This is a genomic window from Shewanella glacialimarina (assembly GCF_020511155.1).
Taxonomy (GTDB): Bacteria; Pseudomonadota; Gammaproteobacteria; order Enterobacterales; family Shewanellaceae; genus Shewanella; species Shewanella glacialimarina.
The window spans coordinates 315,999-342,859 of record NZ_CP041216.1 but is presented as its reverse complement, the minus strand read 5'-3'; the positions used below and the strand labels follow the sequence as shown (position 1 = coordinate 342,859).

17 protein-coding genes, 2 tRNA genes and 2 rRNA genes are annotated in these 26,861 nt (G+C 44.7%); 1 reads left to right on the top strand and 20 read right to left on the bottom strand.

Translation table 11 applies throughout. From position 1 onward, the window contains the following. Positions 1-78: 78 nt before the first annotated feature. The 6 genes from FJ709_RS01420 to FJ709_RS01395 form a co-directional block, all read right to left on the bottom strand. A 23S ribosomal RNA gene (locus FJ709_RS01420) occupies positions 79-2,981 on the bottom strand. Between the two features lie 361 nt (positions 2,982-3,342). Then, a tRNA-Ala gene (locus FJ709_RS01415) sits at positions 3,343-3,418 on the bottom strand. A 145-nt stretch (positions 3,419-3,563) separates the two neighbouring features. Then, positions 3,564-3,640 (bottom strand) — tRNA-Ile (locus FJ709_RS01410). A gap of 215 nt (positions 3,641-3,855) precedes the next feature. Continuing rightward, a 16S ribosomal RNA gene (locus FJ709_RS01405) occupies positions 3,856-5,400 on the bottom strand. The 16S and 23S rRNA genes sit together here with 2 tRNA genes alongside, the layout of an rRNA operon. A 692-nt stretch (positions 5,401-6,092) precedes the next feature. Beyond that, entirely contained in the window at positions 6,093-8,816 is a 2,724-nt protein-coding gene (gene secA, locus FJ709_RS01400) for a preprotein translocase subunit SecA (RefSeq protein WP_226415803.1), read from the bottom strand. Between the two features lie 58 nt (positions 8,817-8,874). Continuing rightward, complete coding sequence (locus tag FJ709_RS01395) at positions 8,875-9,774, bottom strand: M23 family metallopeptidase (protein WP_226412753.1); 900 nt, start codon at positions 9,772-9,774, stop codon at positions 8,875-8,877. Between the two features lie 27 nt (positions 9,775-9,801). On the opposite strand from FJ709_RS01395, the gene FJ709_RS01390 reads away from it, so the two are divergent. Continuing rightward, positions 9,802-10,260 carry a DUF721 domain-containing protein gene (locus FJ709_RS01390; protein ID WP_226412751.1) on the top strand — a complete coding sequence of 153 codons (459 nt, stop codon included), beginning with the start codon at positions 9,802-9,804 and terminating at the stop codon, positions 10,258-10,260. Here FJ709_RS01390 and lpxC read toward each other — a convergent pair. The 14 genes from lpxC to rsmH form a co-directional block, all read right to left on the bottom strand. Beyond that, positions 10,257-11,177 carry a UDP-3-O-acyl-N-acetylglucosamine deacetylase gene (lpxC, locus tag FJ709_RS01385; protein ID WP_226412749.1) on the bottom strand — a complete coding sequence of 307 codons (921 nt, stop codon included), beginning with the start codon at positions 11,175-11,177 and terminating at the stop codon, positions 10,257-10,259. The two genes, FJ709_RS01390 and lpxC, sit on opposite strands and share 4 nt — an antisense overlap. Before the next feature lie 245 nt (positions 11,178-11,422). After that, positions 11,423-12,589, bottom strand: a complete 1,167-nt coding sequence (gene ftsZ, locus FJ709_RS01380) for a cell division protein FtsZ (RefSeq protein WP_226412747.1) — start codon at positions 12,587-12,589, stop codon at positions 11,423-11,425. 26 nt (positions 12,590-12,615) lie between these two features. Further along, complete coding sequence (gene ftsA, locus FJ709_RS01375) at positions 12,616-13,851, bottom strand: cell division protein FtsA (RefSeq protein WP_226412745.1); 1,236 nt, start codon at positions 13,849-13,851, stop codon at positions 12,616-12,618. Then, entirely contained in the window at positions 13,848-14,618 is a 771-nt protein-coding gene (locus tag FJ709_RS01370; protein WP_226412743.1) for a cell division protein FtsQ/DivIB, read from the bottom strand. Before FJ709_RS01370 ends, ftsA begins: the two co-directional genes overlap by 4 nt. 132 nt (positions 14,619-14,750) lie before the next feature. Next, on the bottom strand, positions 14,751-16,196 hold the full coding sequence (gene murC / locus FJ709_RS01365; RefSeq protein ID WP_226412741.1) for a UDP-N-acetylmuramate--L-alanine ligase: 1,446 nt from the start codon (positions 16,194-16,196) through the stop codon (positions 14,751-14,753). Between the two features lies 1 nt (position 16,197). Beyond that, positions 16,198-17,262, bottom strand: coding sequence for an undecaprenyldiphospho-muramoylpentapeptide beta-N-acetylglucosaminyltransferase (murG, locus tag FJ709_RS01360; RefSeq protein ID WP_226415801.1), 1,065 nt, complete (start codon positions 17,260-17,262; stop codon positions 16,198-16,200). Between the two features lie 62 nt (positions 17,263-17,324). Beyond that, complete coding sequence (gene ftsW / locus FJ709_RS01355) at positions 17,325-18,536, bottom strand: cell division protein FtsW (RefSeq protein ID WP_226412739.1); 1,212 nt, start codon at positions 18,534-18,536, stop codon at positions 17,325-17,327. Continuing rightward, a complete protein-coding gene (gene murD / locus FJ709_RS01350; protein WP_226412737.1) occupies positions 18,526-19,845 on the bottom strand; it encodes a UDP-N-acetylmuramoyl-L-alanine--D-glutamate ligase in 1,320 nt (439 codons plus the stop codon). Before murD ends, ftsW begins: the two co-directional genes overlap by 11 nt. 6 nt (positions 19,846-19,851) lie before the next feature. Then, a complete protein-coding gene (gene mraY, locus FJ709_RS01345; RefSeq protein ID WP_226412735.1) occupies positions 19,852-20,934 on the bottom strand; it encodes a phospho-N-acetylmuramoyl-pentapeptide-transferase in 1,083 nt (360 codons plus the stop codon). Continuing rightward, a complete protein-coding gene (locus FJ709_RS01340; RefSeq protein ID WP_226412733.1) occupies positions 20,935-22,308 on the bottom strand; it encodes a UDP-N-acetylmuramoyl-tripeptide--D-alanyl-D-alanine ligase in 1,374 nt (457 codons plus the stop codon). It abuts the gene before it with no gap. Then, a complete protein-coding gene (gene murE, locus FJ709_RS01335) occupies positions 22,305-23,834 on the bottom strand; it encodes a UDP-N-acetylmuramoyl-L-alanyl-D-glutamate--2,6-diaminopimelate ligase (RefSeq protein ID WP_226412731.1) in 1,530 nt (509 codons plus the stop codon). Before murE ends, FJ709_RS01340 begins: the two co-directional genes overlap by 4 nt. After that, the gene (locus tag FJ709_RS01330; protein WP_226412729.1) at positions 23,831-25,567 is read right to left on the bottom strand and encodes a penicillin-binding transpeptidase domain-containing protein; all 1,737 of its coding nucleotides are present in this window, start codon (positions 25,565-25,567) and stop codon (positions 23,831-23,833) included. The genes murE and FJ709_RS01330 overlap by 4 nt, the downstream gene beginning before the upstream one ends. An 11-nt stretch (positions 25,568-25,578) precedes the next feature. Then, positions 25,579-25,893 (bottom strand): cell division protein FtsL, encoded by a 315-nt coding sequence (ftsL, locus tag FJ709_RS01325; protein ID WP_226412727.1) that lies wholly within the window; start codon positions 25,891-25,893, stop codon positions 25,579-25,581. 11 nt (positions 25,894-25,904) lie between these two features. Continuing rightward, positions 25,905-26,846, bottom strand: a complete 942-nt coding sequence (gene rsmH, locus FJ709_RS01320) for a 16S rRNA (cytosine(1402)-N(4))-methyltransferase RsmH (protein WP_226412725.1) — start codon at positions 26,844-26,846, stop codon at positions 25,905-25,907. Positions 26,847-26,861 lie beyond the last annotated feature (15 nt).

Below are 26,861 nucleotides of genomic sequence, written 5' to 3'. Positions count from 1 at the left end.
TCATTAGAGCTTCTTGAGTTCGCACTGTCTAAGTGTCCCATCCTAACAACTAAGGTTAGTAAAACCCATCTGGGTTGTATGGTTAAGCCTCACGGGTCATTAGTACAAGTTAGCTCAACGCCTCACAACGCTTACACACCTTGCCTATCAACGTAGTAGTCTCCTACGGCCCTTTAGAGAGCTTAAAGCTCTAGGGATGACTCATCTTGGGGCTCGCTTCCCGCTTAGATGCTTTCAGCGGTTATCGATTCCGAACGTAGCTACCGGGCAATGCCATTGGCATGACAACCCGAACACCAGCGGTTCGTCCACTCCGGTCCTCTCGTACTAGGAGCAGCTCCCCTCAATCATCCAACGCCCACGGCAGATAGGGACCGAACTGTCTCACGACGTTCTGAACCCAGCTCGCGTACCACTTTAAATGGCGAACAGCCATACCCTTGGGACCGACTTCAGCCCCAGGATGTGATGAGCCGACATCGAGGTGCCAAACACCGCCGTCGATATGAACTCTTGGGCGGTATCAGCCTGTTATCCCCGGAGTACCTTTTATCCGTTGAGCGATGGCCCTTCCATTCAGAACCACCGGATCACTATGACCTACTTTCGTACCTGCTCGACGTGTATGTCTCGCAGTTAAGCTGGCTTATGCCATTGCACTAACCGTACGATGTCCGACCGTACTTAGCCAACCTTCGTGCTCCTCCGTTACTCTTTGGGAGGAGACCGCCCCAGTCAAACTACCCACCAGGCACTGTCCTCAACCCCGATAAGGGGCCAGAGTTAGAACATCAAAACTACAAGGGTGGTATTTCAAGATTGACTCCACTCCATCTAGCGACGAAGCTTCAAAGTCTCCCACCTATCCTACACATGTAGGTTCAATGTTCAGTGCCAAGCTATAGTAAAGGTTCACGGGGTCTTTCCGTCTAGCCGCGGGTATACGGCATCTTCACCGCAATTTCAACTTCACTGAGTCTCGGCTGGAGACAGCGTGGCCATCATTACGCCATTCGTGCAGGTCGGAACTTACCCGACAAGGAATTTCGCTACCTTAGGACCGTTATAGTTACGGCCGCCGTTTACCGGGGCTTCGATCATGAGCTTCTCTTGCGATAACCCAATCAATTAACCTTCCGGCACCGGGCAGGCGTCACACCGTATACGTCATCTTGCGATTTTGCACAGTGCTGTGTTTTTGATAAACAGTTGCAGCCACCTGGTATCTGCGACTGCCGTCAGCTTAGGGAGCAAGTCCCATCACCAACAGCAGCGTACCTTCTCCCGAAGTTACGGTACCATTTTGCCTAGTTCCTTCAGCCGAGTTCTCTCAAGCGCCTTGGTATTCTCTACCCGACCACCTGTGTCGGTTTGGGGTACGATCCCTACTAACCTGAAGCTTAGAAGATTTTCCTGGAAGCATGGCATCAACTACTTCATCACCTTAGTGACTCGTCATCAGCTCTCAACGTGTACATTTAAGTACGTGTTCCCGGATTTGCCTAAGAACACCGCCTACTACCTTAAACGCGGACTACCAACGCCGCGCTAGCCTAGCCTTCTCCGTCTCTCCATCGCAGTTAGCAGAGGTACAGAAATATTAATCTGTTTTCCATCGATTACGCCTTTCGGCCTCACCTTAGGGGTCGACTCACCCTGCCCCGATTAACGTTGGACAGGAACCCTTGGTCTTTCGGCGAGGGAGTTTTTCACTCCCTTTATCGTTACTCATGTCAGCATTCGCACTTCTGATACGTCCAGTGTGGGTTACCCCTTCACCTTCAACCGCTTACAGAACGCTCCTCTACCGCTTGCAGTAAACTGCAAACCCGTAGCTTCGGTGGTATGTTTAGCCCCGTTAAATCTTCCGCGCAGGCCGACTCGACTAGTGAGCTATTACGCTTTCTTTAAATGATGGCTGCTTCTAAGCCAACATCCTAGCTGTCTAAGCCTTCCCACATCGTTTCCCACTTAACATACACTTTGGGACCTTAGCTGACGGTCTGGGTTGTTTCCCTTTTGACAACGGACGTTAGCACCCGCTGTCTGTCTCCCGAGTAGTACTCATTGGTATTCGGAGTTTGCAAAGGGTTGGTAAGTCGGGATGACCCCCTAGCCTTAACAGTGCTCTACCCCCAATGGTATTCGCTCGAGGCGCTACCTAAATAGCTTTCGAGGAGAACCAGATATCTCCGAGTTTGATTGGCCTTTCACCCCCAGCCACAAGTCATCCGCTCATTTTTCAACATAAGTCGGTTCGGTCCTCCAGTTGATGTTACTCAACCTTCAACCTGCCCATGGCTAGATCACTCGGTTTCGGGTCTACGCCTTGCAACTAAACGCGCAGTTAACACTCGGTTTCCCTACGGCTCCGCTATTCGCTTAACCTCGCTACAAAACGTAAGTCGCTGACCCATTATACAAAAGGTACGCAGTCACGGTCTCAAGAACCGCTCCCACTGCTTGTACGTATACGGTTTCAGGTTCTATTTCACTCCCCTCACAGGGGTTCTTTTCGCCTTTCCCTCACGGTACTGGTTCACTATCGGTCAGTCAGGAGTATTTAGCCTTGGAGGATGGTCCCCCCATATTCAAACAGGATGTCACGTGTCCCGCCTTACTCGTTTTCATCTATGGTTAGTTTTCATGTACGGGGCTATCACCCTGTGCCGCTGAGCTTTCCAACTCATTCCACTAACACCCCATAGACTTAAGGGCTAATCCCCGTTCGCTCGCCGCTACTAGGGGAATCTCGGTTGATTTCTTTTCCTCTGGGTACTTAGATGTTTCAGTTCCCCAGGTTCGCCTCATACAGCTATGTATTCACTGTATGATGACCACTTATGTGGCCGGGTTTCCCCATTCGGATATCGTTAGCTCAAATGCTTATTACTAGCTCGCCAACGCTTTTCGCAAGTTATTACGTCCTTCATCGCCTCTGACTGCCAAGGCATCCACCGTATACGCTTAGTCACTTAACCATACAACCCAAATGAGTTTCACTGCCCTTGTAAACAAGAGAATGAACTAATCAGACTGTATCGCAACTAGCTGGTTTTTACTTGTCTCACTCCCGACCAGGAAGTGTGACTCGCCTTAGTTTTTAGAATATTCAAGACACTTAAACAGTGTTTTGAGAACTCAAGATACTGATGCTTTCGCATCAATATTATTTTCGCACTAACCTAATCACACAAACGACAACGAATCATCATCCATGCGCCTTTAGTTAGTACTATCAGCTTTCCAAATTGTTAAAGAGCGGGCTTAAAAAAGCCAAAGATAAAATTTCGTTTATCTTTGGCATCTCGGACCAATATGTATGTTTCTCATTAAAGAGAATGGTGGAGCTATGCGGGATCGAACCGCAGACCTCCTGCGTGCAAGGCAGGCGCTCTCCCAGCTGAGCTATAACCCCTTTACATACAGTCGAGAATATACTACTACCTTCTAAGAAGGTGTTTTACCAAATATTTTCTTACCAAGGCGGCAAGTGGCGACGTTTAGTTTCTTATTACAAGAAGCTAAACGAGTCACTTTCCAACGCAGGAAAGGAAAGATTTTGGTGGGTCAGAGTGGACTTGAACCACCGACCTCACCCTTATCAGGGGTGCGCTCTAACCAGCTGAGCTACAGACCCATTTATACTTGTTTCTTTACTCAATCACTGCGTTACTTTCATCGTTCAGTCGTCGTGTAGTGTACTACACGTCCTCCCTCACTCTTCAAGTGCCTGGTGCTAGAGCAAATTAACGTCGTCTAAATAGAGACGTATATTCTCTTTCTTTCTATCAAGTAATCTGTGTGAACACTCAAGGTGATTTCTCACTTTCAGGTATGAGTTAGTCGTATAGGTAAGGAGGTGATCCAGCCCCAGGTTCCCCTAGGGCTACCTTGTTACGACTTCACCCCAGTCATGAACCACAAAGTGGTGAGCGTTCTCCCGAAGGTTAAACTACCCACTTCTTTTGCAGCCCACTCCCATGGTGTGACGGGCGGTGTGTACAAGGCCCGGGAACGTATTCACCGTGACATTCTGATTCACGATTACTAGCGATTCCGACTTCATGGAGTCGAGTTGCAGACTCCAATCCGGACTACGACGTACTTTGTGAGATTAGCTCCACCTCGCGGCTTTGCAACCCTCTGTATACGCCATTGTAGCACGTGTGTAGCCCTACTCGTAAGGGCCATGATGACTTGACGTCGTCCCCACCTTCCTCCGGTTTATCACCGGCAGTCTCCCTAAAGTTCCCGACATAACTCGCTGGCAAATAAGGATAGGGGTTGCGCTCGTTGCGGGACTTAACCCAACATTTCACAACACGAGCTGACGACAGCCATGCAGCACCTGTCTCACAGTTCCCGAAGGCACAAGTCCATCTCTGGTCTCTTCTGTGGATGTCAAGAGTAGGTAAGGTTCTTCGCGTTGCATCGAATTAAACCACATGCTCCACCGCTTGTGCGGGCCCCCGTCAATTCATTTGAGTTTTAACCTTGCGGCCGTACTCCCCAGGCGGTCTACTTAATGCGTTAGCTTGGGAGCCCAGTGACTAAGTCACCAAACTCCGAGTAGACATCGTTTACGGCGTGGACTACCAGGGTATCTAATCCTGTTTGCTCCCCACGCTTTCGTGCATGAGCGTCAGTCTTTGTCCAGGAGGCCGCCTTCGCCACCGGTATTCCTTCAGATATCTACGCATTTCACCGCTACACCTGAAATTCTACCTCCCTCTACAAGACTCTAGTTCCCCAGTTCCAAATGCAATTCCTAGGTTGAGCCCAGGGCTTTCACATCTGGCTTAAAAAACCGCCTGCGCACGCTTTACGCCCAGTAATTCCGATTAACGCTCGGACCCTCCGTATTACCGCGGCTGCTGGCACGGAGTTAGCCGGTCCTTCTTCTGTAGGTAACGTCACAGCAATAGTTTATTAAACTACTGCCTTTCCTCCCTACTGAAAGTGCTTTACAACCCGAAGGCCTTCTTCACACACGCGGCATGGCTGCATCAGGCTTTCGCCCATTGTGCAATATTCCCCACTGCTGCCTCCCGTAGGAGTCTGGGCCGTGTCTCAGTCCCAGTGTGGCTGATCATCCTCTCAGAACAGCTAGGGATCGTCGCCTTGGTGAGCCATTACCTCACCAACTAGCTAATCCCACCTAGGTTCATCCAATCGCGAAAGGCCCGAAGGTCCCCTCCTTTCCCCCGTAGGGCGTATGCGGTATTAGCAGTCGTTTCCAACTGTTATCCCCCTCGACTGGGCAGATCCCTAGGCATTACTCACCCGTCCGCCGCTCGCCGGCAAAGATAGCAAGCTATCTTCCCGCTGCCGCTCGACTTGCATGTGTTAGGCCTGCCGCCAGCGTTCAATCTGAGCCATGATCAAACTCTTCAATTAAAGTTTTTTTGTTCGACTACGTCGAACGGCTCAATGAATTCTACTGTCATAATTCGCTTCGCTCATAAGAGCTAACGAGTTATTTACTACATTGCTGTAGTTTCATATTACTATGAACATTCTCATCATCGAGTTAAATTTTTTGATTGCCAACATTCCGGAGAACAGAAGACAATTTCGAATAACTCAATACCTGTGAATGTCCACACAGATTACTTGATAAATTGTTAAAGAGCGTTGATGTTGATTTTTCAAACATCGCCGTAAGACGCTAGGTCGTTGGCTTGGGCTGCGTATTCTACAGACCCTGTTGTCAGCGTCAAGTGTTTTTTCAAACTTTCTTTTCGCTGTTGATTTGATGATGAAACCGAAGTTTTATTCTTTCAAATCAACCTGACTTCCTAAGTGATTAACTTCAGATGCCACTTTGCTTTCGCGCAGTGCCGTGTCAGTGGTTGCGCATTATAGGGAGATTCTGAGGCAGTGCAAGGCCTTTTGTGTAAAAAGATCGGTTTTTTACGATCTTTTTGATAGTTACCCACTTACATACATGTTTTGCACCATTTACCCCCAAAGTTATCCACAATAGCTGATTTATAACCTTAGACTCTTGTCAATGAGATATAAAAAAAGCAGCTATATAAGCTGCTTTTTATAATCACTATGCTGGTTTAGCTAAGCTAACTGGTTTATTAACTTAATTTGCCATGGCATTGTTTATATTTCTGACCTGATCCGCAGGGACATGGATCATTACGTCCCACTTTCTCACCATCGCGTATAACCGTCTTAGGTTTTTCGGCTGTAGCTGTCGCTTCACCTTCGTCCAATGCTTGAGCCGTTGCATGTTGGTAATCACGTTTAATCTTAGCTTCTTCATCGCGACGGCGTTGTTCCATGTCGTCTACATCAGATTGTGCTTGTACTTGCACTTTCGATAATACACTGATGACATCATGCTTTAATGTTTCAAGCATCTGTTGAAACAACTCAAATGATTCACGCTTATATTCTTGCTTAGGATTTTTTTGTGCATACCCACGTAAATGTATACCTTGACGTAGATGATCCATCGCAGCTAAATGCTCTTTCCATAAACCATCTAAGGTTTGTAGCATTACAGCTTTTTCAAATTGACGTAATACTTGCGGGCCAACCATCTGCTCTTTAGCTTTAAAGGCTTCAGTCCATGATGTCACAATACGCTCACGTAATGTCTCTTCATGTAGATCGTCCTCTTTATCTAACCATTCTTGTATCGGAAGCTTTAATGCGAACTCATTATGTAAACGTTGCTCTAAGCCAGGTACGTCCCATAACTCTTCCAAAGAATTCTGTGGGATATAAGTATCAATAACGCCAGAAACAACATCTTGTTCGATATTCTTGATGGTATCTTCAATGCTTTCAGCATCCATTAACTCATTGCGTTGGGAATAAACAACTTGGCGTTGATCATTTGCCACGTCATCATATTCAAGCAATTGCTTACGAATATCGAAGTTACGCGCTTCTACTTTGCGCTGTGCATTTTCGATGGCACGAGATACCCATGGATGTTCGATAGCTTCGCCTTCTTCCATACCCAGCTTTTTCATCATGCCTGAAACACGATCTGAAGCGAAGATACGCATTAAGCTATCTTCCATCGATAAATAGAAACGTGAAGAACCCGCATCACCTTGACGACCGGCACGACCACGTAGCTGGTTATCGATACGACGCGATTCATGACGCTCGGTACCAAGAATGTGTAAACCGCCAGCCGCAAGCACTTCATCATGGCGTATTTGCCAATCTGCTTTAATTTTAGCTTTCTGTTCTGCTGTTGGATTATCTAACGCTTCAATCTCCATGTTCCAGTTACCGCCTAATACGATATCCGTACCACGGCCAGCCATGTTTGTTGCAATCGTTACTGCGCCTAAGCTACCGGCTTGGGCAACAATTTCAGCTTCTTTTTCATGGAATTTAGCATTTAGTACACTGTGTGGAATTTTGGCTTTTTTCAATAATGTATTAAGCAGCTCTGATTGCTCAATAGACACTGTACCCACTAATACTGGCTGACCGCGTTCACGGCAACTTTTAATATCAGCAACAATAGCATCGTATTTTTCTGCAGCTGTTAGATAAACTAAATCAGCCATGTCGTTACGAACCATTGGACGGTTAGTCGGTACTACAACGGTATCTAGGCCATAGATATGCTGAAACTCGAATGCTTCGGTATCGGCAGTACCCGTCATACCGGCTAATTTATCATACTGACGGAAGTAGTTTTGAAAGGTAATTGAGGCTAATGTTTGGTTTTCATTTTGAATATGAACCCCTTCTTTGGCTTCAACCGCTTGATGCAAACCTTCTGACCAACGTCGTCCTGGCATTGTACGGCCAGTATGTTCATCTACAATAACAACATCATCGTCTTGGATAATATAATCAACATCGCGTTCAAATAGAGTATGCGCACGAAGTGCTGCATACACGTGATGCAGTAATGAAATATTTGCGGCTGAATAAAGTGAATCACCTTCAGCTAACATGCCTTGTTCAGTTAACAGTAGTTCAACTTTCTCTTGACCACGTTCTGTTAAATGAACTTGTTTACCTTTTTCATCGATTGTGAAGTCACCTTCACCGATATAGTCTTCGGTATCTTCTTTATCTTGACGTACAAGTCTAGGAATTAACTTATTCACTTTAATGTACAGATCTGAGCTGTTTTCGGCTGCACCAGAAATAATCAGTGGCGTACGCGCTTCATCAATTAAGATTGAATCGACTTCATCGATCAATGCGTAGTTTAGTGGGCGTTGTACACGCTCTTGTGGAGAAAAGGCCATATTGTCGCGCAGATAATCGAAACCAAATTCGTTATTGGTGCCATAAGTTATATCTGCGTTATAAGCCTGTTTCTTTTCTATTTGACCAATACCAGCAACGTTAACGCCAACCGTTAAGCCTAAAAACTCAAATAACGGACGATTGAATTCAGCATCACGACGGGCTAAGTAATCATTCACAGTAATAACGTGAACACCTTTGCCACTGAGACCATTTAAGTATGCAGGTAATGTTGCGGTTAATGTTTTACCTTCACCGGTACGCATTTCAGCAATACGATTACTGTCTAGTACCATACCGCCAAGTAATTGGACATCAAAAGGACGCATATTAAACACACGCTTTGACGCTTCACGCACAACGGCAAATGCTTCTGCCATCAGGCTTTCTAAGCTTTCACCTGATTCTAGACGCTGCCGAAACTCTGCGGTTTTTGCTTTTAATTCTTCATCGGACAGTTTTTCATAGTCTGCTTCCAATGCGTTAATTTTAGTGACCACTTTACCCAGGTTCTTTAGGGTACGATCGTTTTTGCTTCCAAATACTTTTGTCAGTAATTTACCTAACATCTTAGTCACTTATCTCTTGTAGGTTTGGCTCTTCAGAGCGGATTAACCGTTAATATGATCAACTTGCTTTGCGATAGACATACTTTTGTGGATCTATTTGTTGTCCACCGCGAAGCACTTCGTAATGCACATGAGGGCCGGTTGAACGGCCTGTGCTTCCCATACTGGCGATTGTATCGCCTTTGGCAACGACGTCACCTACGTTTACTGACAGAGATTTATTGTGTCCATAGCGAGTTCGAAGACCATTACCATGATCTATTTCGATAAGCTCACCATATCCAAACATACTTCCTGACCACGTTATTACACCTGCGGCAGTTGCAACAACATCGGCCCCTTCTCGCCCGGCAAAATCAATACCTTTATGCATTGTTCTACGGCCATTAAAAGGGTCATTGCGTAAACCATAGGGCGAAGATAACCAACCTTTATCGATTGGCCGCCCTGATATATAACGCTCTTCATCTATATGGAGATTTGTTGACACTGTTTCAAGTAGTGACAACTGAAGATTATTACTATCAATTCTTGATGCCAGCGTATTCATATCATTAATAAGCTGACTTAATTCGATTCCTGTCCCTAATTCACTGTAACCGCCGATACCAACTTCTATATGGAAATCGAATTGATCGTCGAGTAAATTATTTTGGGCGACTTGCTGGCCTAATGCCTCAAGTCGGGTAATTTTGGCCTGCATTTTAGCAACATGAGTTACTAACGTAGACAGTTGAATTTCGGTTGCGTGTTTGAGCTCAATCACTTGCTGTTTTTGTTGCTCACGCAATTGTTGGTTTTCGTCCACTTTAGCTTGTTGATTAGCAAAGCGGTCGGTACTGTATTGATAAATAGCAGTTCCGGTAACCATTATCATGATTGGTAGAAGAAACCATCGCTTACTGGGTTGCCAGCGCGTGACCCCATTTCGACCTTGAACAAATACTGTTACACTCATAGCCTAACTCAGCCATCTTATTATCATATGAAAAAGCCCCCTCAAGACCTCAGCAATTTGTTACATTTGTCAGGAAAACTACCTGAACTCGCTGAGAAAGCAGAACTATTAAATAATCTGAATCGTTATCTAAAACAGATTATCGATGGTCCTGCGGCAGAGCAGCTAAAAGTAGCCAATCTCCGCCAGGGTGTTCTTGTTGTTGAAACGTCATCCGCTGCCTGGGCCGCTAGAATTAATTTTCAAAAGCCTAAACTACTACGACAACTTCAGGCTGAAACATTACCCATGCTCACTGCTATTGAGGTTAAAGTCAACCCAGGATTAGCAATAGGAAATGTAAACTCCCAGATGAATCACACTTATATCAGTAATGAAGCTGCGCAACACATCACTGCATTGGCTGATCATGTGGAAGGATCACTGGGTGAAAAACTAAAACGGCTGGCTGCATTGGCCAGCCGTAATAGGCAATCAAACGATTAAGCTAGTGCCGTTGAACCTGGCACCATGAAGCTGACAGGCACATCGGCTTCTTTGTCAAAGCTCACTAATTCCCATGCGTCCTGCTGGGCAAGTAGCGCTCTAACGAGTTGATTATTTAATGCATGACCTGTTTTGTATGCTTTAAATTCACCGACAATGGCATGACCTGCTACATACAAGTCACCAAAAGCGTCGAGAATTTTATGCTTAACGAACTCGTCTTCATAACGCAGACCATCAGGGTTGAGGACGCGGTATTCGTCAAGCACTACAGCATTTTCCATGCTGCCACCTAAAGCTAGGTTATTCGCACGCAAATATTCAATATCACGCATAAAGCCGAAGGTTCTAGCACGGCTGATATCTTTTACAAAAGCTGATGTAGAAAAGTCCATCACCATATGTTGTTGGCTTCGAGCAATTTCTGGATGAGTAAAGTCAATTTTAAAATCAACTCTAAACCCTTTAAAAGGTCTTAACTCAGCCCATTTATCGCCGTCTTCAACGCGAATAGGTTTGGTGATTTTTAGATATTTTTTCGGTGCTGCTTGTTCTTTAATGCCTGCACTTTGCAGCAAAAAAACAAACGGACTGGCGCTACCATCCATAATTGGGATTTCCGGGGCATCAACCTCGATAATCGCATTATCAATGCCTAAACCAGCAAGAGCTGCAAATAGATGCTCAATTGTAGAAATACGAACACCAGAATCATTTACAAGCGCTGTGCACATTGTCGTTTCGCGCACTAAATCAGCCTTAGCAGGTATAGACACTGCAGGCGTAAGATCAGTACGTGTCAGTACAATCCCTGTATTTACTGGTGCGGGCATAATGCACAGAGTGACCTTGTTGCCAGAATGTAATCCGACACCAGTACTCTTCACCATTTTTTGAACAGTTCTTTGAAAAATCATTCATTTACCCGTAAATAACAATAAAAACAAAAGCTTAAAATAAATACCTAAAGCTATCATGTATAGCTGGTACGACATGCTACCATATCTTGCACAATTCACAAAAAAAATGCAAATGGCTCCAGAACAACGTCATTTCGTTATCAACTACTTAATCATCACACCTTTGTTAACATTAATATTGTAAACCGTATTAATGTCAGCCTATCAAAAACCGCTTTTAAACGGGTTGATAACTATGCTAATTAATCAGCTTGCTTACGTAAAAATGCTGGAATATCTAAATAATCTGCATCTGCACGTGGAGCTGGAACTGATTGTGGTACAGCATTACTCTTGGGCGAAGAATATGTTTGTGCAACAATAGGTTCATCAACTGGCTCAGGTCGTGGCTCAATGACTACTGGCTCTGGACGTGGTGCTGTCTTTTGCACTAGCTGAATATCAGGCTTCTTTTCAATGCCAATACCCGTAGCAACAACAGTTACACGTAGCTCATCGCTCATTTCAGGATCAATCACCGCACCCACTACTACTGTAGCATTTTCAGATGCGTAAGCTTTTACATGGTTACCCACTGTTTCTAGCTCTTCAATTGTGATGTCCATACCAGCTGTAATGTTAACTAATACGCCACGGGCGCCAGCGAGATCAATATCTTCCAATAATGGACTTGCAACCGCAGCTTCTGCCGCTTCTTCTGCGCGGTCATCACCAGTAGCGACACCCGTACCCATCATGGCATTACCCATTTCAGACATAACGGTTTTTACGTCGGCGAAATCCACGTTGATTAAACCTGGACGAGTAATTAGCTCTGCAATACCCTGCACCGCACCAAGTAGCACATTATTAGCTGCAGCGAATGCATCTAGTAACGATGTGCCACGGCCAAGCACTTTAAGTAGCTTTTCATTTGGAATGGTAATTAATGAGTCCACATGTTTAGCTAACTCAGCGATCCCTATCTCAGCGTATGCCATACGCTTTTTGCCTTCAAATGGGAACGGCTTAGTCACAACGGCAACCGTTAAGATGCCTTCTTCGCGTGCGATTTCAGCAACGACTGGCGCAGCACCTGTACCGGTGCCACCACCCATACCGGCTGCGATAAAGATCATGTCTGATCCTTTAATCGCAGCACGAATATTCTCGCGGTCTTCTTCAGCTGCTCGACGTCCCACTTCTGGGTTAGCGCCAGCGCCTAAACCTTTTGTAACATCACGTCCAAGTTGAATAGTTGAACCTGCACTTGATTTACGTAATGCCTGTGCGTCTGTGTTTGTTACGATAAACTCAACACCTTCGATGCTGTGTTTTACCATATGTTCGACAGCGTTTCCGCCACCACCACCGACACCGATGACTTTAATCACCGCTTCGTCTGAATGTGAATCCATGATCTCAAACATTGTCTGATCCCGTTTGTCTGCGTTATTTAAAATTCACCCTTAAACCAGCTTTTTACCCGATTTAAAAAGCTAGTTACCCCTTGGCGTTCAGGACGTTCGAACTGACGTTCGATAAGCCTTCTTGCCCCATAGTGAAGCAACCCTATCCCTGTTGAGTAAATTGGTTGGTCCACGTATTCATATAATCCTTTAACAGGCAGTGGCGATGCGACTCGCACTGGCATACCGAATGTCGCTTCGGCAATGTCTACCACACCTGTTATGGAGGATGTTCCGCCAGTTAGCACAATACCTGCGGCAATTTGATCTTCTAAGCCGCTATCTTGTAATTGCTTAAGTACTAACTCAAATAATTCTTGGTACCTTGGCTCAACAACTTCAGCCAGAGTATGACGTGACATGCTGCGCGAAGGTCTTCCACCGACAGATGGCACCTCAATACTGTCTTCACGGCTTACCATTGAGCTTCTTGCACTGGCAAACTGCACTTTAATTTGTTCAGCGTGGGTTAACGGTGTGCGAAATATTTTAGCAATATCACTTGTTACTTGATTACCTGCTACTGGCACAACCGCGCAATGGCGTAATGCGCCATTGGTATAAACCGCAATATCGGTTGTTCCGCCACCGATATCGACAATACACACACCTAAATCTTTTTCATCATTGGTCAATACAGAGTCTGCTGATGCAATACCTGAGAACACTAAGTCATCAACTTTCAACCCGCAACGCTCAACACTTTTTGTGATGTTTTTAGCCATATCGTTTGCACATGTCACAATATGGGCTTTCGCTTCCATACGCATGCCTGACATACCTATTGGGCTTTTTATACCGTCTTGCACGTCAATTGAATATTCTTGTGGCAACACATGCAAAATACGACGCTCAGTAGGTATTTTAACCGAACGCGCGGTATGAATGACGTTGTCGACATCTTCTTGAGTGACTTCTTCGTCGTTAATCGACACCATGCCGTTTTCATTCTGACACGCGATATGTTTACCTGAAATACTTAAATAAACAGAAGACACTTGGCAGTCAGCCATTAATTCAGCTTGATCTAATGCCCTTTGAACACTGCGTACGATTGAGTCGAGATCATTCACACCGCCTTTGTCCATGCCACGAGAAGGATGATTACCTAAACCAATAACACTAATTTCGCCATCGGGGAGTACTTCACCTATTATGACAGCGACCTTTGATGTTCCGATATCTAACCCTACGATAAGGTTTCTTTCCTGATTTTTGGTCATTTATTCTCAGTTCTCTTATTGGTCTCATCCCAGCCCACAGCAAAACCTGTGTCATAACGTAAATCAACTCTGGCGACGGGTCTTTCACTTTGCACTAGTGTCGGGTAGACATTAATAAAACGCTGTATTCGAGACATTTTATCCTCACGCCCTAGCTCTATTTGTATACCATTAGCCAATTCAGCTTGCCATGCATGGCGTGGGCTTAATCGCAGACTGGCTAATTTAAATCCATTAATCTGAAGTAAGTCATCTAATTGCCTAAAGCTTATAAGTACTTCCTCAGCCATATCATCAGGACCTGACAACTTAGGTAAATCAACTAGGTCTAATTCCGCCAAAGCATTAAACACTTCACCGTTTACATTTAACCAGGCTTCACCGTTCCAGTGCGCCACAGCTTGTTGCTCTTGCAAATTCACCTTAAATTTTGCAGGCCACTCGCGTCTAACAGACGCATGATAAACCCAAGGCAGGCTTTCTAATGCCCGCTGTATATCTAATACGTCTGCGTTAAAAAAACTACTTTTCATCATTGATTGCAACGCCACCTGGATTTCTTCGTCCGAGGTATAATGGCGCTCGCCTTTAATTGCGATTGCTTCTATCGGAAGAGCATCAGCATCATTAAGTAACTCATGAAGCTTCATGCCACTCCATGTAATTGTTGCCAACACACTGAGCAAAAACATCAAACCAAAATACAAATACCAATTAACGTGTTTTAGTTTTTGTCTTAACTGGCGTCCTTTCTTGCTCCATGACACCGATAATCACTCCCGAAAACTGCTGATACGAACCTGCAACAAACCGGCCATTATATAGTGCTTAATGACTGTATAAAAGCGCGATTTTTCAACTGCATAGCTGTACAAAAACCGCTCAATTTTAGTTTAACATTATGTAGGCTTAAAACCCAGTTCACTACTTGCTAACTCACGTGATAACGCACCAATATTACCCGCACCTTGTGTTAGTAATAAGTCTCCGTCTTGCAATACATCAGGTAATACACTGGCGAGTTGATCAGGCCCAGAGATAAATATCGGGTCAACCTGACCGCGCACGCGAATTGAACGACACAATGCTCGGCCATCAGCACCCGGTATCGGATTCTCACCAGCAGCATAAACATCAAGTAACAGCAAACAATCGACTTGCGATAGTACCTCGACAAAGTCTTCATATAGATCGCGAGTACGGCTATAACGATGTGGCTGGTAAGCCATCACTAATCGTTTATCAGGCCAACCTGCACGTGCCGCTTTAATGGTTGCAAGCACTTCACTTGGATGATGACCATAGTCATCCACTAACATGACCTTGCCATTTGGGGTATCAAACTCACCTAGATGTTGGAATCTACGACCAATACCTTCAAACTCTGCTAATGCTTTGACAATAGAAGCATCATCAATCTCATCTTCACTTGCCACTGCAATAGCAGCTAAAGAGTTAAGCACGTTGTGTGCTCCGGGCAAGTTCAACACGATATCTAAATCGGGTCTGTCTTTTCTGTGCGCAGTAAAACGAGATTGATGCCCTTGCTGAACAAAGTTACTCGCCCTGACATCGGCATCTTCACTAAAGCCATAAGTGACTATTTGACGTCCAACTCGCGGTAAAATCTCTTGAATAACCGGGTCATCAATACACATTACGGCAACACCGTAAAATGGTAAATTATGTAAAAAATCCACAAATGTGGTTTTAAGTACTTCAAAGTCGCCGCCATAAGTGTCCATATGATCAGCTTCAATATTGGTTACGACACTGACCATTGGCTGTAAATGCAAGAAGCTGGCATCACTTTCATCTGCTTCAGCAATCAAATACCGGCTTGTACCTAAACGTGCATTAGTACCTGCACTGTTTAACAGACCACCAATAACAAAAGTGGGATCGCGCTTAGCTTCACCATAAACACTGGCAATTAAACTGGTTGTGGTGGTTTTACCATGTGTACCAGCAATCGCTACACCGTGGCGATAACGCATCAGTTCAGCTAACATTTCTGCTCGACGCACGATTGGCGTACGATTTTCCTGTGCGGCTAGAATTTCAGGATTCTGCTTATCAATAGCCGTTGAGACGACAACAACATCCACATCAACAACATTGTTAGCCTGATGGCCAATAATGATTTTTGCTCCTAAACGCGCTAAGCGTTCGGTGACATTATTTACCGCAATGTCCGAGCCACTGATTTGATAGCCTTCATTGACTAACACTTCCGCAATACCACCCATGCCAGCACCACCGATGCCAACAAAATGAATTCGCTTGATCCGTCTCATTTCTGGGATCATGCTACGAAGCTGTGCGTACTTTTCTGTCTTTGTCATTTCAACCCTTTTTCGCTACCGCGGCGCATATAGCTGCAACTCTTTGAGTGGCATCTAACACGGCTACGCCCCGTGCTTTTAACCCCATTTGGAGCAATACTTTTCTATCACTGGCAAATAGCTGCAATTTTTCAACAAGCAATTTTGCATTCAATTCTGTTTGCGGTAATAAAAAACCCGCCTTAGCATCCACTAACACTGCTGCGTTTTTAGTTTGATGATCATCAACAGCATGTGGATAAGGCACTAATATACTCGGTAAACCTACAGCGGCTAGCTCTGATACCGTTAATGCACCCGATCTGCACACAACCACATCAGCCCATCGGTATGCCGCTTCCATATCATCAATAAACTCAGCCACATTCACTTTATCAAGCTGGTTTAGTTGCTGATAAGCGGCTTTAACTGAATCTAGGTTATTTTTACCCACTTGATGCCAAACGGTTATCGAGTGCTGTGTCGCTAACTGGGCAACCGCATCTGGTAAGGTTTCATTAAGCGCCTTAGCACCTAAGCTTCCCCCTACAACCAATACTTTTAGCGCATCCTCGTTAAGGGGTTTATCTAGCGCGCCCAATAGCACCAACTCTTGTCTGATTGGGTTACCCACCACTTCAACATTTTTAACATCGCTCGAAAACGTGTTGTTAAAAGCGCACAATACTTTGGTGGCAATTTTTGACAGTAATTTGTTCGTCAAACCTGGAATGGCATTTTGCTCATGCAGTACTACCGGAACGCCAGCTAACTTAGCTGCTATGCCACCCGGTCCACTGGCAAAACCGCCCATGCCTAGCACCACATTAGGCTTAAAATCGTCTATAACTGCTTTGGCTTGAATAATAGAGCGTACCACTTTAAACGGTGCAGCTAATTTACGCAGCAAGCCATTACCGCGCACGCCTTTAATATCGATAAACTCAATATCAAAACCATGTTGTGGCACTAAGCGCGCTTCCATACGGTCTGCTGTGCCTAACCATCGTACCTGCCAGCCGATGGCGGCTAAATGCTTTGCAACCGCTAATGCCGGAAAAACATGACCGCCGGTACCACCTGCCATCACTAATAATCTTGGAGAGTGGCTATAAGTAACTGCACTGTTATTGGTATTTTTATCTGTCACTATTTAGCCCTCCCTTGTACTGCTTGAATTAAACTGACACGCCTTTCATGATCAATCCTGACTAACAACATCACCGCAGCGGTCATTACCCACAAGCTACTACCACCATAACTAATAAAGGGTAATGTCAACCCTTTTGTTGGCAACATGCCAATACTTGCACCGACATTAACTACAGTTTGAAAGCAAATCCAAATACCCACACCATATGCAACATAGCTTTCAAACGGTCGTTGCATTTGCAAACATAGGTTACCCAATCTAATAGCGCGCAGTGCAATAAAAAACATCACTATTAGCACTGCAATAATGCCCATAAAGCCAAGTTCTTCACCAATGACCGCAAAAATAAAGTCGGTGTGCGCCTCAGGTAAGTAAGCTAACTTTTGAATACTATTCCCTAAGCCTTGGCCAAACCAATCTCCCCGACCATAAGCCATTAACGATTGAGTTAACTGATAACCACTGCCAAATGGGTCTTCCCACGGGTCCATAAACGACGTCACCCGTCGCATTCGGTATGGCTCAAATAACACCAGTAGCACAAAGGTTGCAATTCCGAGTAATATCAACACCATAAAGTCAGTTATTCGGGCTCCGGCCAAAAATAATAAACTGACGGTACAAACGAATAATACCACTACTGTGCCTAGGTCGGGTTGCAGTAGAATTAACACTGCAAATAGCACATAAACACCAATAGGCTTATAAAAGCCTTTACGGTTTTCTCTTAACTCGCCATGTCGACGAACTAGGTAACCCGCCATATAAACAATAAAAACAAACTTTGCCAGTTCTGCGACTTGAATACGCACAGGCCCAATGGCTAACCAACGCCTTGCACCATTAACCGATGTTCCCACCACCAATACGGCAAATAGCATAACTAACACGCCTATCATTAGCATGCCGCTATTTTTTTCCCAATGACTCACCTCAACTTTCAACACGGCAAACGCAATTACAATGCAGCCAACAAGATAAAAAATATGCCGATATATAAAGTGAAACGGATTACCCGTTAACTTCTCTGCCTCAGGCATAGAAGCTGACATTACCATAACAAAACCAAAACACATCAGGCCAATAATAGCCGCTAAAAATGTGCGGTCGTAAAGCTCTATGCCAGCGCTATTATCATTAAGCAATGAAGGCCAAATTCCTTTTAGCCCTTGTTTGAACAAGCTTAATTGCGGCTCATTACTGGCCATCTAGTTGTTCCACACATTGCTTAAAATCATCGCCACGCGCCATAAAGTTGCGATACATATCTAAACTGGCGCACGCAGGAGACAGCAATACGATATCACCTGAAAAAGCCAGTTTCGCAGCGGTATCAACCGCTTCTTTCATGGTGGTTACGCTAATACTATTACTTTTGAGCTTAGCGATTTTTGCGCCGTCTTTGCCAAGAGTAATGACCTTTGCAACATGCTCTAATGCTGGAATTAAAGGGGTAAAGTCAGCCCCTTTGCCATCACCACCTGCGATTAAAAACACCTCACCTAAATGGGTATTTAATCCTTGCAACGCCGCAACCGTTGCGCCAACATTAGTGGCTTTAGAGTCATTGATATACGTCACACCATCTAATACCACTACAAGCTCACAACGGTGGCTTAGGCCTTTAAAGCTACTAGCAACTTGAATAGCAAAAGCTTTATCCACTGAGCAGGCATCAACCAATGCCATGGCTGCCAGTAGGTTTGCATGGTTATGCGAGCCAATTAAGGTGACATCATTTAAATTCATGATCTCACTGTCACCATGGAAGATTTTACCGTCGCTTAATCCCCATTCATCCCCTTCAGGCACCCCTAAACCAAATGTATTTTGATTCATAGGCTCAAAGGGAAAAGTCAGCTCATCATCACGGTTGTACATCACAAATTTACTTTGTGGGTAAAGATTCAACTTAGCTTCCCGGTAGCTGGTAATGCTGCAATAGCGATCCATATGATCTTCGCTAATATTTAAGCAAGTCGCTGCAATACAGTTCAACGAAAATGTCGTTTCAAGCTGAAAGCTAGATAACTCCAATACATAGTATTCAACATCCAAAGCCAATAAATCTAATGCTGGAATACCAATATTACCGCCCATGGCGACTTTTTTTCCTGCCGCAACCAAGATGTCGTTCACTAAGGTTGTTACGGTAGACTTACCATTGGATCCTGTAATACCGATCACGCACGGTTTTCTATCAGCAATAGCTCGGGCAAATAGCTCTACATCACCAATAACCTCAATCCCCATGTCACGGGCAGCTCTAATCTCAGGCGTATCAATTGAGATACCAGGACTGATAATTAATTGACTTGCTTGAACTAAATATCGGCAATCAAAACCACCTGCCATCAATTCAATATCAGTAAACTCTTTTGCTAGCACATCTTCGCCCGGGGGGTGGCGCCGGCTATCCATTACCAAAGGTTTAATTCCCTGCGAAACTAAATAACGCACGACCGACAGCCCTGTGGCTCCAAGCCCTAACACTATGTGCGTGTAATTGGATTGCATAATAATTTACCTTAACTTCAAGGTCGCAAGACCCAGTAACACAAGGAATAGAGAAATAATCCAAAAACGCACAATTACGCGCGGCTCAGGCCAGCCCTTTAATTCATAATGGTGGTGTATAGGCGCCATACGGAAAATACGCTGCCCGCGAAGCTTGTAAGAGCCCACCTGTAAAATTACTGAAACGGTTTCCATCACAAATACGCCGCCCATGATGACCAATAAAATCTCTTGGCGAACCAATACCGCAATAGTGCCTAAAGCCGCACCGAGTGCGAGTGAGCCCACATCGCCCATGAAAACTTGCGCAGGATAGGTGTTAAACCACAAAAAACCTAAACCAGCGCCAACAATTGCGGTACATACAATCACTAACTCACCCGCTTCTGGCAAATGAGGAATATGCAAATAACTGGCAAACTGGGCATGACCTGACAGATAAGCAACCAGCGCAAACGCGCCTGCAACCATCACGGTAGGCATAATCGCTAAACCATCTAAACCATCGGTTAAATTAACCGCATTACTGGCACCGACAATGGTGAAGTAAGTTAAAAAGATAAACAGGATGCCAAGTTGTGGCATGACATCTTTAAAAAACGGCACCACTAACTGGGTCTCACCGGGTATTGTCGCTGAACTATATAAGTAAAAAGCGACAATTAACGCGGCTATAGACTGTGAAGCATATTTCCAGCGAGCGATAAGTCCTTTAGAGTTTTTCTTAACCACTTTTAAGTAGTCATCAAGAAAGCCTATCGCGCCAAAAGCACCTAACACGAACAACATCACCAACACGTATCGACTGGATAGATCACCCCAAAGTAATACGCTGATAAAAATACCCGCAAGGATCAGTAATCCGCCCATGGTCGGGGTGCCGCGTTTACTAAAATGTGATTCAGGGCCGTCATTACGCACAACTTGACCAATTTGCAATAACTGCAAACGCTCAATCAATTTTGGTCCCCACCACAAACTAAACACTAATGCGGTCAACAGCCCTAAAATAGCTCTAAAAGTCACATAAGAAAAAACGTTAAACCCACTGTAAAACTGGGTTAAATACTCGGCCAGATAAACCAGCATCTACACTAACTCCCCGCGCCCAAAGGCATCTACTAATATATCGACCACACGTTCCATCGCTGCGCTTCGAGAACCTTTAACTAATATTGTCGCCTCACCTGGCAACTGATTTAATTGTGCTATTAACATCTGACCTAATTCACTGACATCTAGAAAATGTTGACAACCAAAAGCACGACTTGCGTATGCAGATAAACTGCCACAACAATACAGCGCGTCAATATTAGCCATTTTAGCCTGCTTACCGAGCTGTTCGTGCAAAGGGGCAGCATTGTCGCCTAATTCGCCCAAATCTCCCAGCACTAAACAACGGTGATGTTGACGTTGTTGCAACCAGTTAATCGCAGCACTGACTGAACTAGGGTTGGCATTATAACTATCATCTACCACTAAAAAACGCCCCAATGCTTTCGGCATCATGCGCCCTTTTACTGGTTGCAATAAACTCAACCCTGAGGCCACCATCGATAAATCTAGCCCTAGAGCTAAACATATAGACGCAGAAGCCAGTGCATTACTGACTTGATGGATACCCGCCAACGGCAATTGCACCTCAACCGCTTGCGAAGCATATTCGAGTGAAAAGTGATAACAACCTTGGGCACTGGCAACTAATTTAGTAGCTCGCACATCAGCGGTAACATCTAATTCCCGAGAAAAGCGCAGCTGCTTAAACGCCGCAGTTTTAATTGCCATAAAATCAGCAAACTGATCATCGGCATTAATCACGGCAGTACCGTCTGGTAACAAATGATTAAATATTTCAGATTTAGCCTGTGCAATGCCTTCTATCGAGCCAAACCCCTCAAGGTGTGCACTGCCGATATTGTTGACTAAGGCAACTTGCGGCTCAACCAGGCTACTGGTGTAGTTAATCTCACCTTTATGGTTCGCACCTAATTCAAATACACCATACTGATCACCTGGTGATAATCGCAACAGGGTAAGTGGGACACCAATATCGTTGTTAAAATTACCTGCGGTAAATAACACCTGAAATTGCTGAGATAAAATGGTTGCGACCATTTCTTTAACGCTGGTTTTACCGTTTGAGCCGGTTAACGCCACAGCTATCGGTGCCACTTGCTGTCGCACTAACTGACCTAATTGGCCTAAAGCTTTGTGAGTATTACTGACGACAACTTGAGGGATATTCAGCGGCAACTCTCGTTCAACTAATAACGCTTTAGCGCCATTTTCTAAAGCCTTAGCTGCAAATTCATGGGCATCAAATCGTTCACCTTTGAGCGCGATAAATAGACTGTCATGATCAAATTTACGGCTATCAGTACTGACGGCCTTGATAGCGATATCCTCACCAATCAACTGACCATTTAAAGTCTGTGCTATTTGACTTAATGAAAGCGAAATCATATTGAAGCCTCCATTAACTGCATGGCCAATGCGCGTTCATCATAATTCAATCGTTTTCCTGCCACTTCTTGATAAGTTTCATGACCTTTGCCCGCCAATAAAATAATGTCATGCGGTTTCGCTTGCGCCACAACTTGCTTGATTGCGCTGATCCGGTCGATATTAGACAGTGCTTGTTCTGGTGAAGCTAACCCCGCTAATACATCGTCAATAATATTTTGAGGATTTTCACTACGCGCATTGTCGCTGGTAACCATAACGCGATCAGCAAATTGTTCTGCGGCCTGCGCCATTAAAGGACGCTTGCCTTTATCACGATCGCCACCACAGCCAAAAACACACCACAATTGGCCTGCACAATGAACGCGCAGTGCTTTTAAAGCTTGCTCGATAGCGTCTGGAGTATGGGCATAATCAACCACTAATGTTGCTTTACCATCACACGCAAAACGCTCCATTCGACCTGCAACGGGTTTAATTTGCGGTAACACATTAAGTATGTCGGCCATTTCAATACCCTGTAATGATAAAGCTGAAATAGCGGCTAATACATTAGCAAGATTAAAATGCCCAAGTAATGGTGAGATTAACTTTGCACTGAGTTTATCGCTGCCATCGGCTGAAGGATAAACCAATATTGCAGTAACGCCTTGGTCATTAAACACAGTATCTTGGCAGTAAAAATCAGCTCTAACATTGTTCAAACTAAAAGACTGTAATTTTAACGTTGTAGAGTTGCTATTGAACGAATGCGTGAGCGCTAGCTCATTTTTTTGGAATTCGCCTAACCACTTTGCACCGACTGCATCATCTAGGTTAATCGCCCCGCTTGATAATGACCCAAATTGGAATAGACGTTTTTTAGCTGCGGCATAGGCGTCCATATCACCATGATAATCAAGATGATCGCGACTTAAATTGGTAAATACTGCGGTATTGAATGGCACAGCTTCAATCCGTCCTTGCACTAAACCATGGCTTGATACTTCCATGGCACACACGTTCGCGCCCTGCTGTTCAAAACCAGATAATTGCTGCATCACGGTAATCGCATCAGCTGTGGTATTACCACTGTCAACGAGCTCACCCCATAATCCATTGCCTAAGGTCCCCATTACAGCCGCTTTTTGACCTAATAAAGTCACTATTTGTGCAATAATCTGGCTGACAGAGGTTTTCCCATTCGTGCCGGTAATGCCTATTACTTTAAGCTTGTTTGACACGGTATAGTATTGAGCTGCCACAGCTGAAAGCTGTCTTGTCAATTGGCAGAAATGAATAATAGGAACGCTATTAATCAACTCGACTTGTTCATGTTGAGCGGGATCGTCAGTGTGCGCAAGTACCGCTACTGCGCCGTTTTCAATCGCAGCGTTAATATATTTTCGCCCATCAACTTGATAACCAGGCAAGGCAACAAATACTTTGCCAGCATCAATCTGACGACTATCTAAGGTTAAGCTATAAAAAGTTTCAGCCCCGGCATAATGAAACCAGGGCGCGAGTAAATCTTTGAGTAACATCATCCCGCGCTCCTTGGCGCAGCAGCAAGCTTTATCACATCGCGTTCAGAAATAGGTTCGACATTGAGCATTTGCAGGGCACCGGACATTATCTTGGCAAAAGCAGGGCCGGCGACATCGCCGCCATAATACTTATCACCTTTGGGTTCATTTATGACCACAGATATAGCCAATCTTGGGGTATGCACAGGCGCTACACCGGCAAATATTGCTACATAATCATCACCATAGCCTCCCGCTACCGCCTTACGACTGGTACCAGTCTTACCCGCTATAGGATAACCATCAATATGGGCTTTAGTCGCTGTGCCACCGGTTTCAGTCACGCCGACCAACATTTGCATTACATCTTTAGCGACTTGCTCAGATAATACTTGCTGACCTTTAGGTGGCTCTTTCAACTTTAAAATAGATACCGGAAACAATACGCCACCACTGCCTAAGGTGGCATACATGCGAGCAAGTTGAAGCGGTGTGGCAGTAAAACCATAACCAAACGATAGCGTCGCGCGTTCAAAATCAGACCAGCGGCGGCGATCATGAATTAATCCTGCACTTTCACCCGTTAAGTTAATACCTGAATAATTGCCAAGTCCCATAGATTGATAAGTACCAAGCAATTGTTGAACTGGCATAGACAAGGCGAGTTTACTGATACCTACGTTAGATGATTTGACCAGTATTTTTGCCAGCGACATGTCGCCATAGTTATTTGAATCACGTACCTGACGACCGCCGATCCGCATCCAACCTGGCGATGTTGAAATTAGATCATCAGACTTTACGGTTCCAGCCTCTAAAGCCGCCGCCACTACAAAGGGTTTAACGGTAGATCCAGGTTCAAAAGTATCTGTTAATGCGCGATTACGCATTCGGTGTGCTTGCAAATTATCGCGAGCATTGGGGTTATATGATGGCGTATTGACCATAGCTAGCACTTCGCCAGTAAGCACATCAATCACCACCACAGAACCTGAAGTAGCTTGATAGGTTTCAGTAGCCCGCTTTAATTCTCGATAAGCCAATTGTTGAATGCGTTGATCAATACTCAAGACGATGTCGTTAGAGTTTTCACCCTCTTGCACCATATCAAGACGTTCAACTACGCTACCGTCACGAGATTTACGTACTTTTTGCTTTGAGGGTGTCCCGGTTAACCAGGTGTTATAGGTATTTTCAATACCCTCAATGCCAACATCATCAATATTGGTGATACCAATTAACTGAGCAGCAATTTCTCCGGCTGGATAGTAGCGACGTGATTCAGATTTTAAGTAGATACCGCCAATTTTTAATTGCTCAATATAATCAGCAACCGCAGGGGTAACTTGACGCTTTAGATAGACAAATCGTTTCTTTGGATCGCGCTTAACTTTCTCAACCAATTTATCCACAGGCTCTTGCAGTACATCGGCTAATGCTTGCCAACGGCGCATATCAGCAAAGGCTTTTTGATCGTATGCATGTTTAGGGTCGGCCCATACCGCTCGTACAGGTACGCTGACGGCAAGCATATCGCCATGTCGGTCGGTAATTAAGCCTCTTTGTACCTGGTTACTGGTCGTTCGTAGCGTACGCATATCACTTTCGTGACGCAGTTTATCCGGTTCAATAATTTGAATGTAGGCTGCACGAGCAATTAAACTGACAAATAGCAGCATGACAAATCCCACCACAACGTATAGACGCCATGGGATCAGTTCAGGATTTTGTTTACGCTTTGCTTGTCTGGACATATTCCCTATGCTCACTGTGCCCGTATCACCACTTCTTCTTTGGGAAGTGGTCTAGACATGTTTAAGTCTTTTGTCGCAATGCGGGTGACACGACTGTGTTCCGACTGCGACTGCTCTTCTAACAATAAATTTCGCCACTCAATATCAAGACGATCTTGTTCTTGTAATAATTCGTCCCATTGTGATGTCAGCTTGCGACTCACATGGCTGGTATAGACCACGGCTACTGCATTTATCATCACGATAATCGTCGCCAGCACCACCCATTTATGGTGCCATATATCTTGTAAAACGATACGGGGAAGATTAAGTGAAGGCTGGCTCAAAATCTTCTACCTTAATACGGTAAACGCTCAGCTACACGTAGCACTGAGCTGCGTGAGCGAGGGTTTTGTTCAATCTCTTCATCCGATGGTTTTAATGCTTTACTCATTGGCTTCAGTTTGCGCGACTTATTTATTTGATCTTCAGTGATAGGTAAACCATACGGCACACTTTCACCTTGACTGTGACGACGAATAAAACGTTTCACCATGCGATCTTCTAATGAGTGAAAGCTAATTACTGATAAGCGTCCCTCGGGCGCTAACACTTTTAGAGAACCTTCAAGTGCCTGGTCAATTTGCTCTAACTCACTATTAATATAAATACGAATTGCTTGAAACACACGTGTTGCAGGATGCTTGTTACGTTCTTTATTTTTAGTGATACGTGCAATCAATTCAGCTAAATCTTTGGTACGTAAAAAGGGTTTTTCGTCCCTGTCAGCAACAATGCAACGGGCAATGTGGCGAGAGTTTTTTTCTTCGCCGTAGGTTTTAAATACCCACGCCATATCTTCAATTTCAGCGCGGGCAATCCATTGCGCTGCCGTTTCGCCCTTGCTATTGTCCATGCGCATATCTAATGGACCGTCGCGTAAAAAACTAAAACCACGATCAGCATCATCAAGTTGTGGCGATGACACGCCTAAATCCAGTAGTACACCATTAATCTTGCCAACTAGCCCTAAGTCTTCAATGTAATCGGCCATCTGACCAAATCCACCGTGGACAATTTGAAAGCGAGGATCGTCAGCAAACGCTTTAGCAGCTTCAATTGCTTGCGGGTCTCGGTCAATGGCAATTAAACGTCCATTAGGACCTAAGTGACTCAGTACATGTCGTGAGTGTCCGCCACGACCAAATGTGCCATCGATATAGATGCCATTAGGATCAATATTAAGACCCTCTACAGTCTCTTTTAATAACACGCTTAAGTGAGCAAACTCTTGACTCATTTGGGTCTTCTTTTC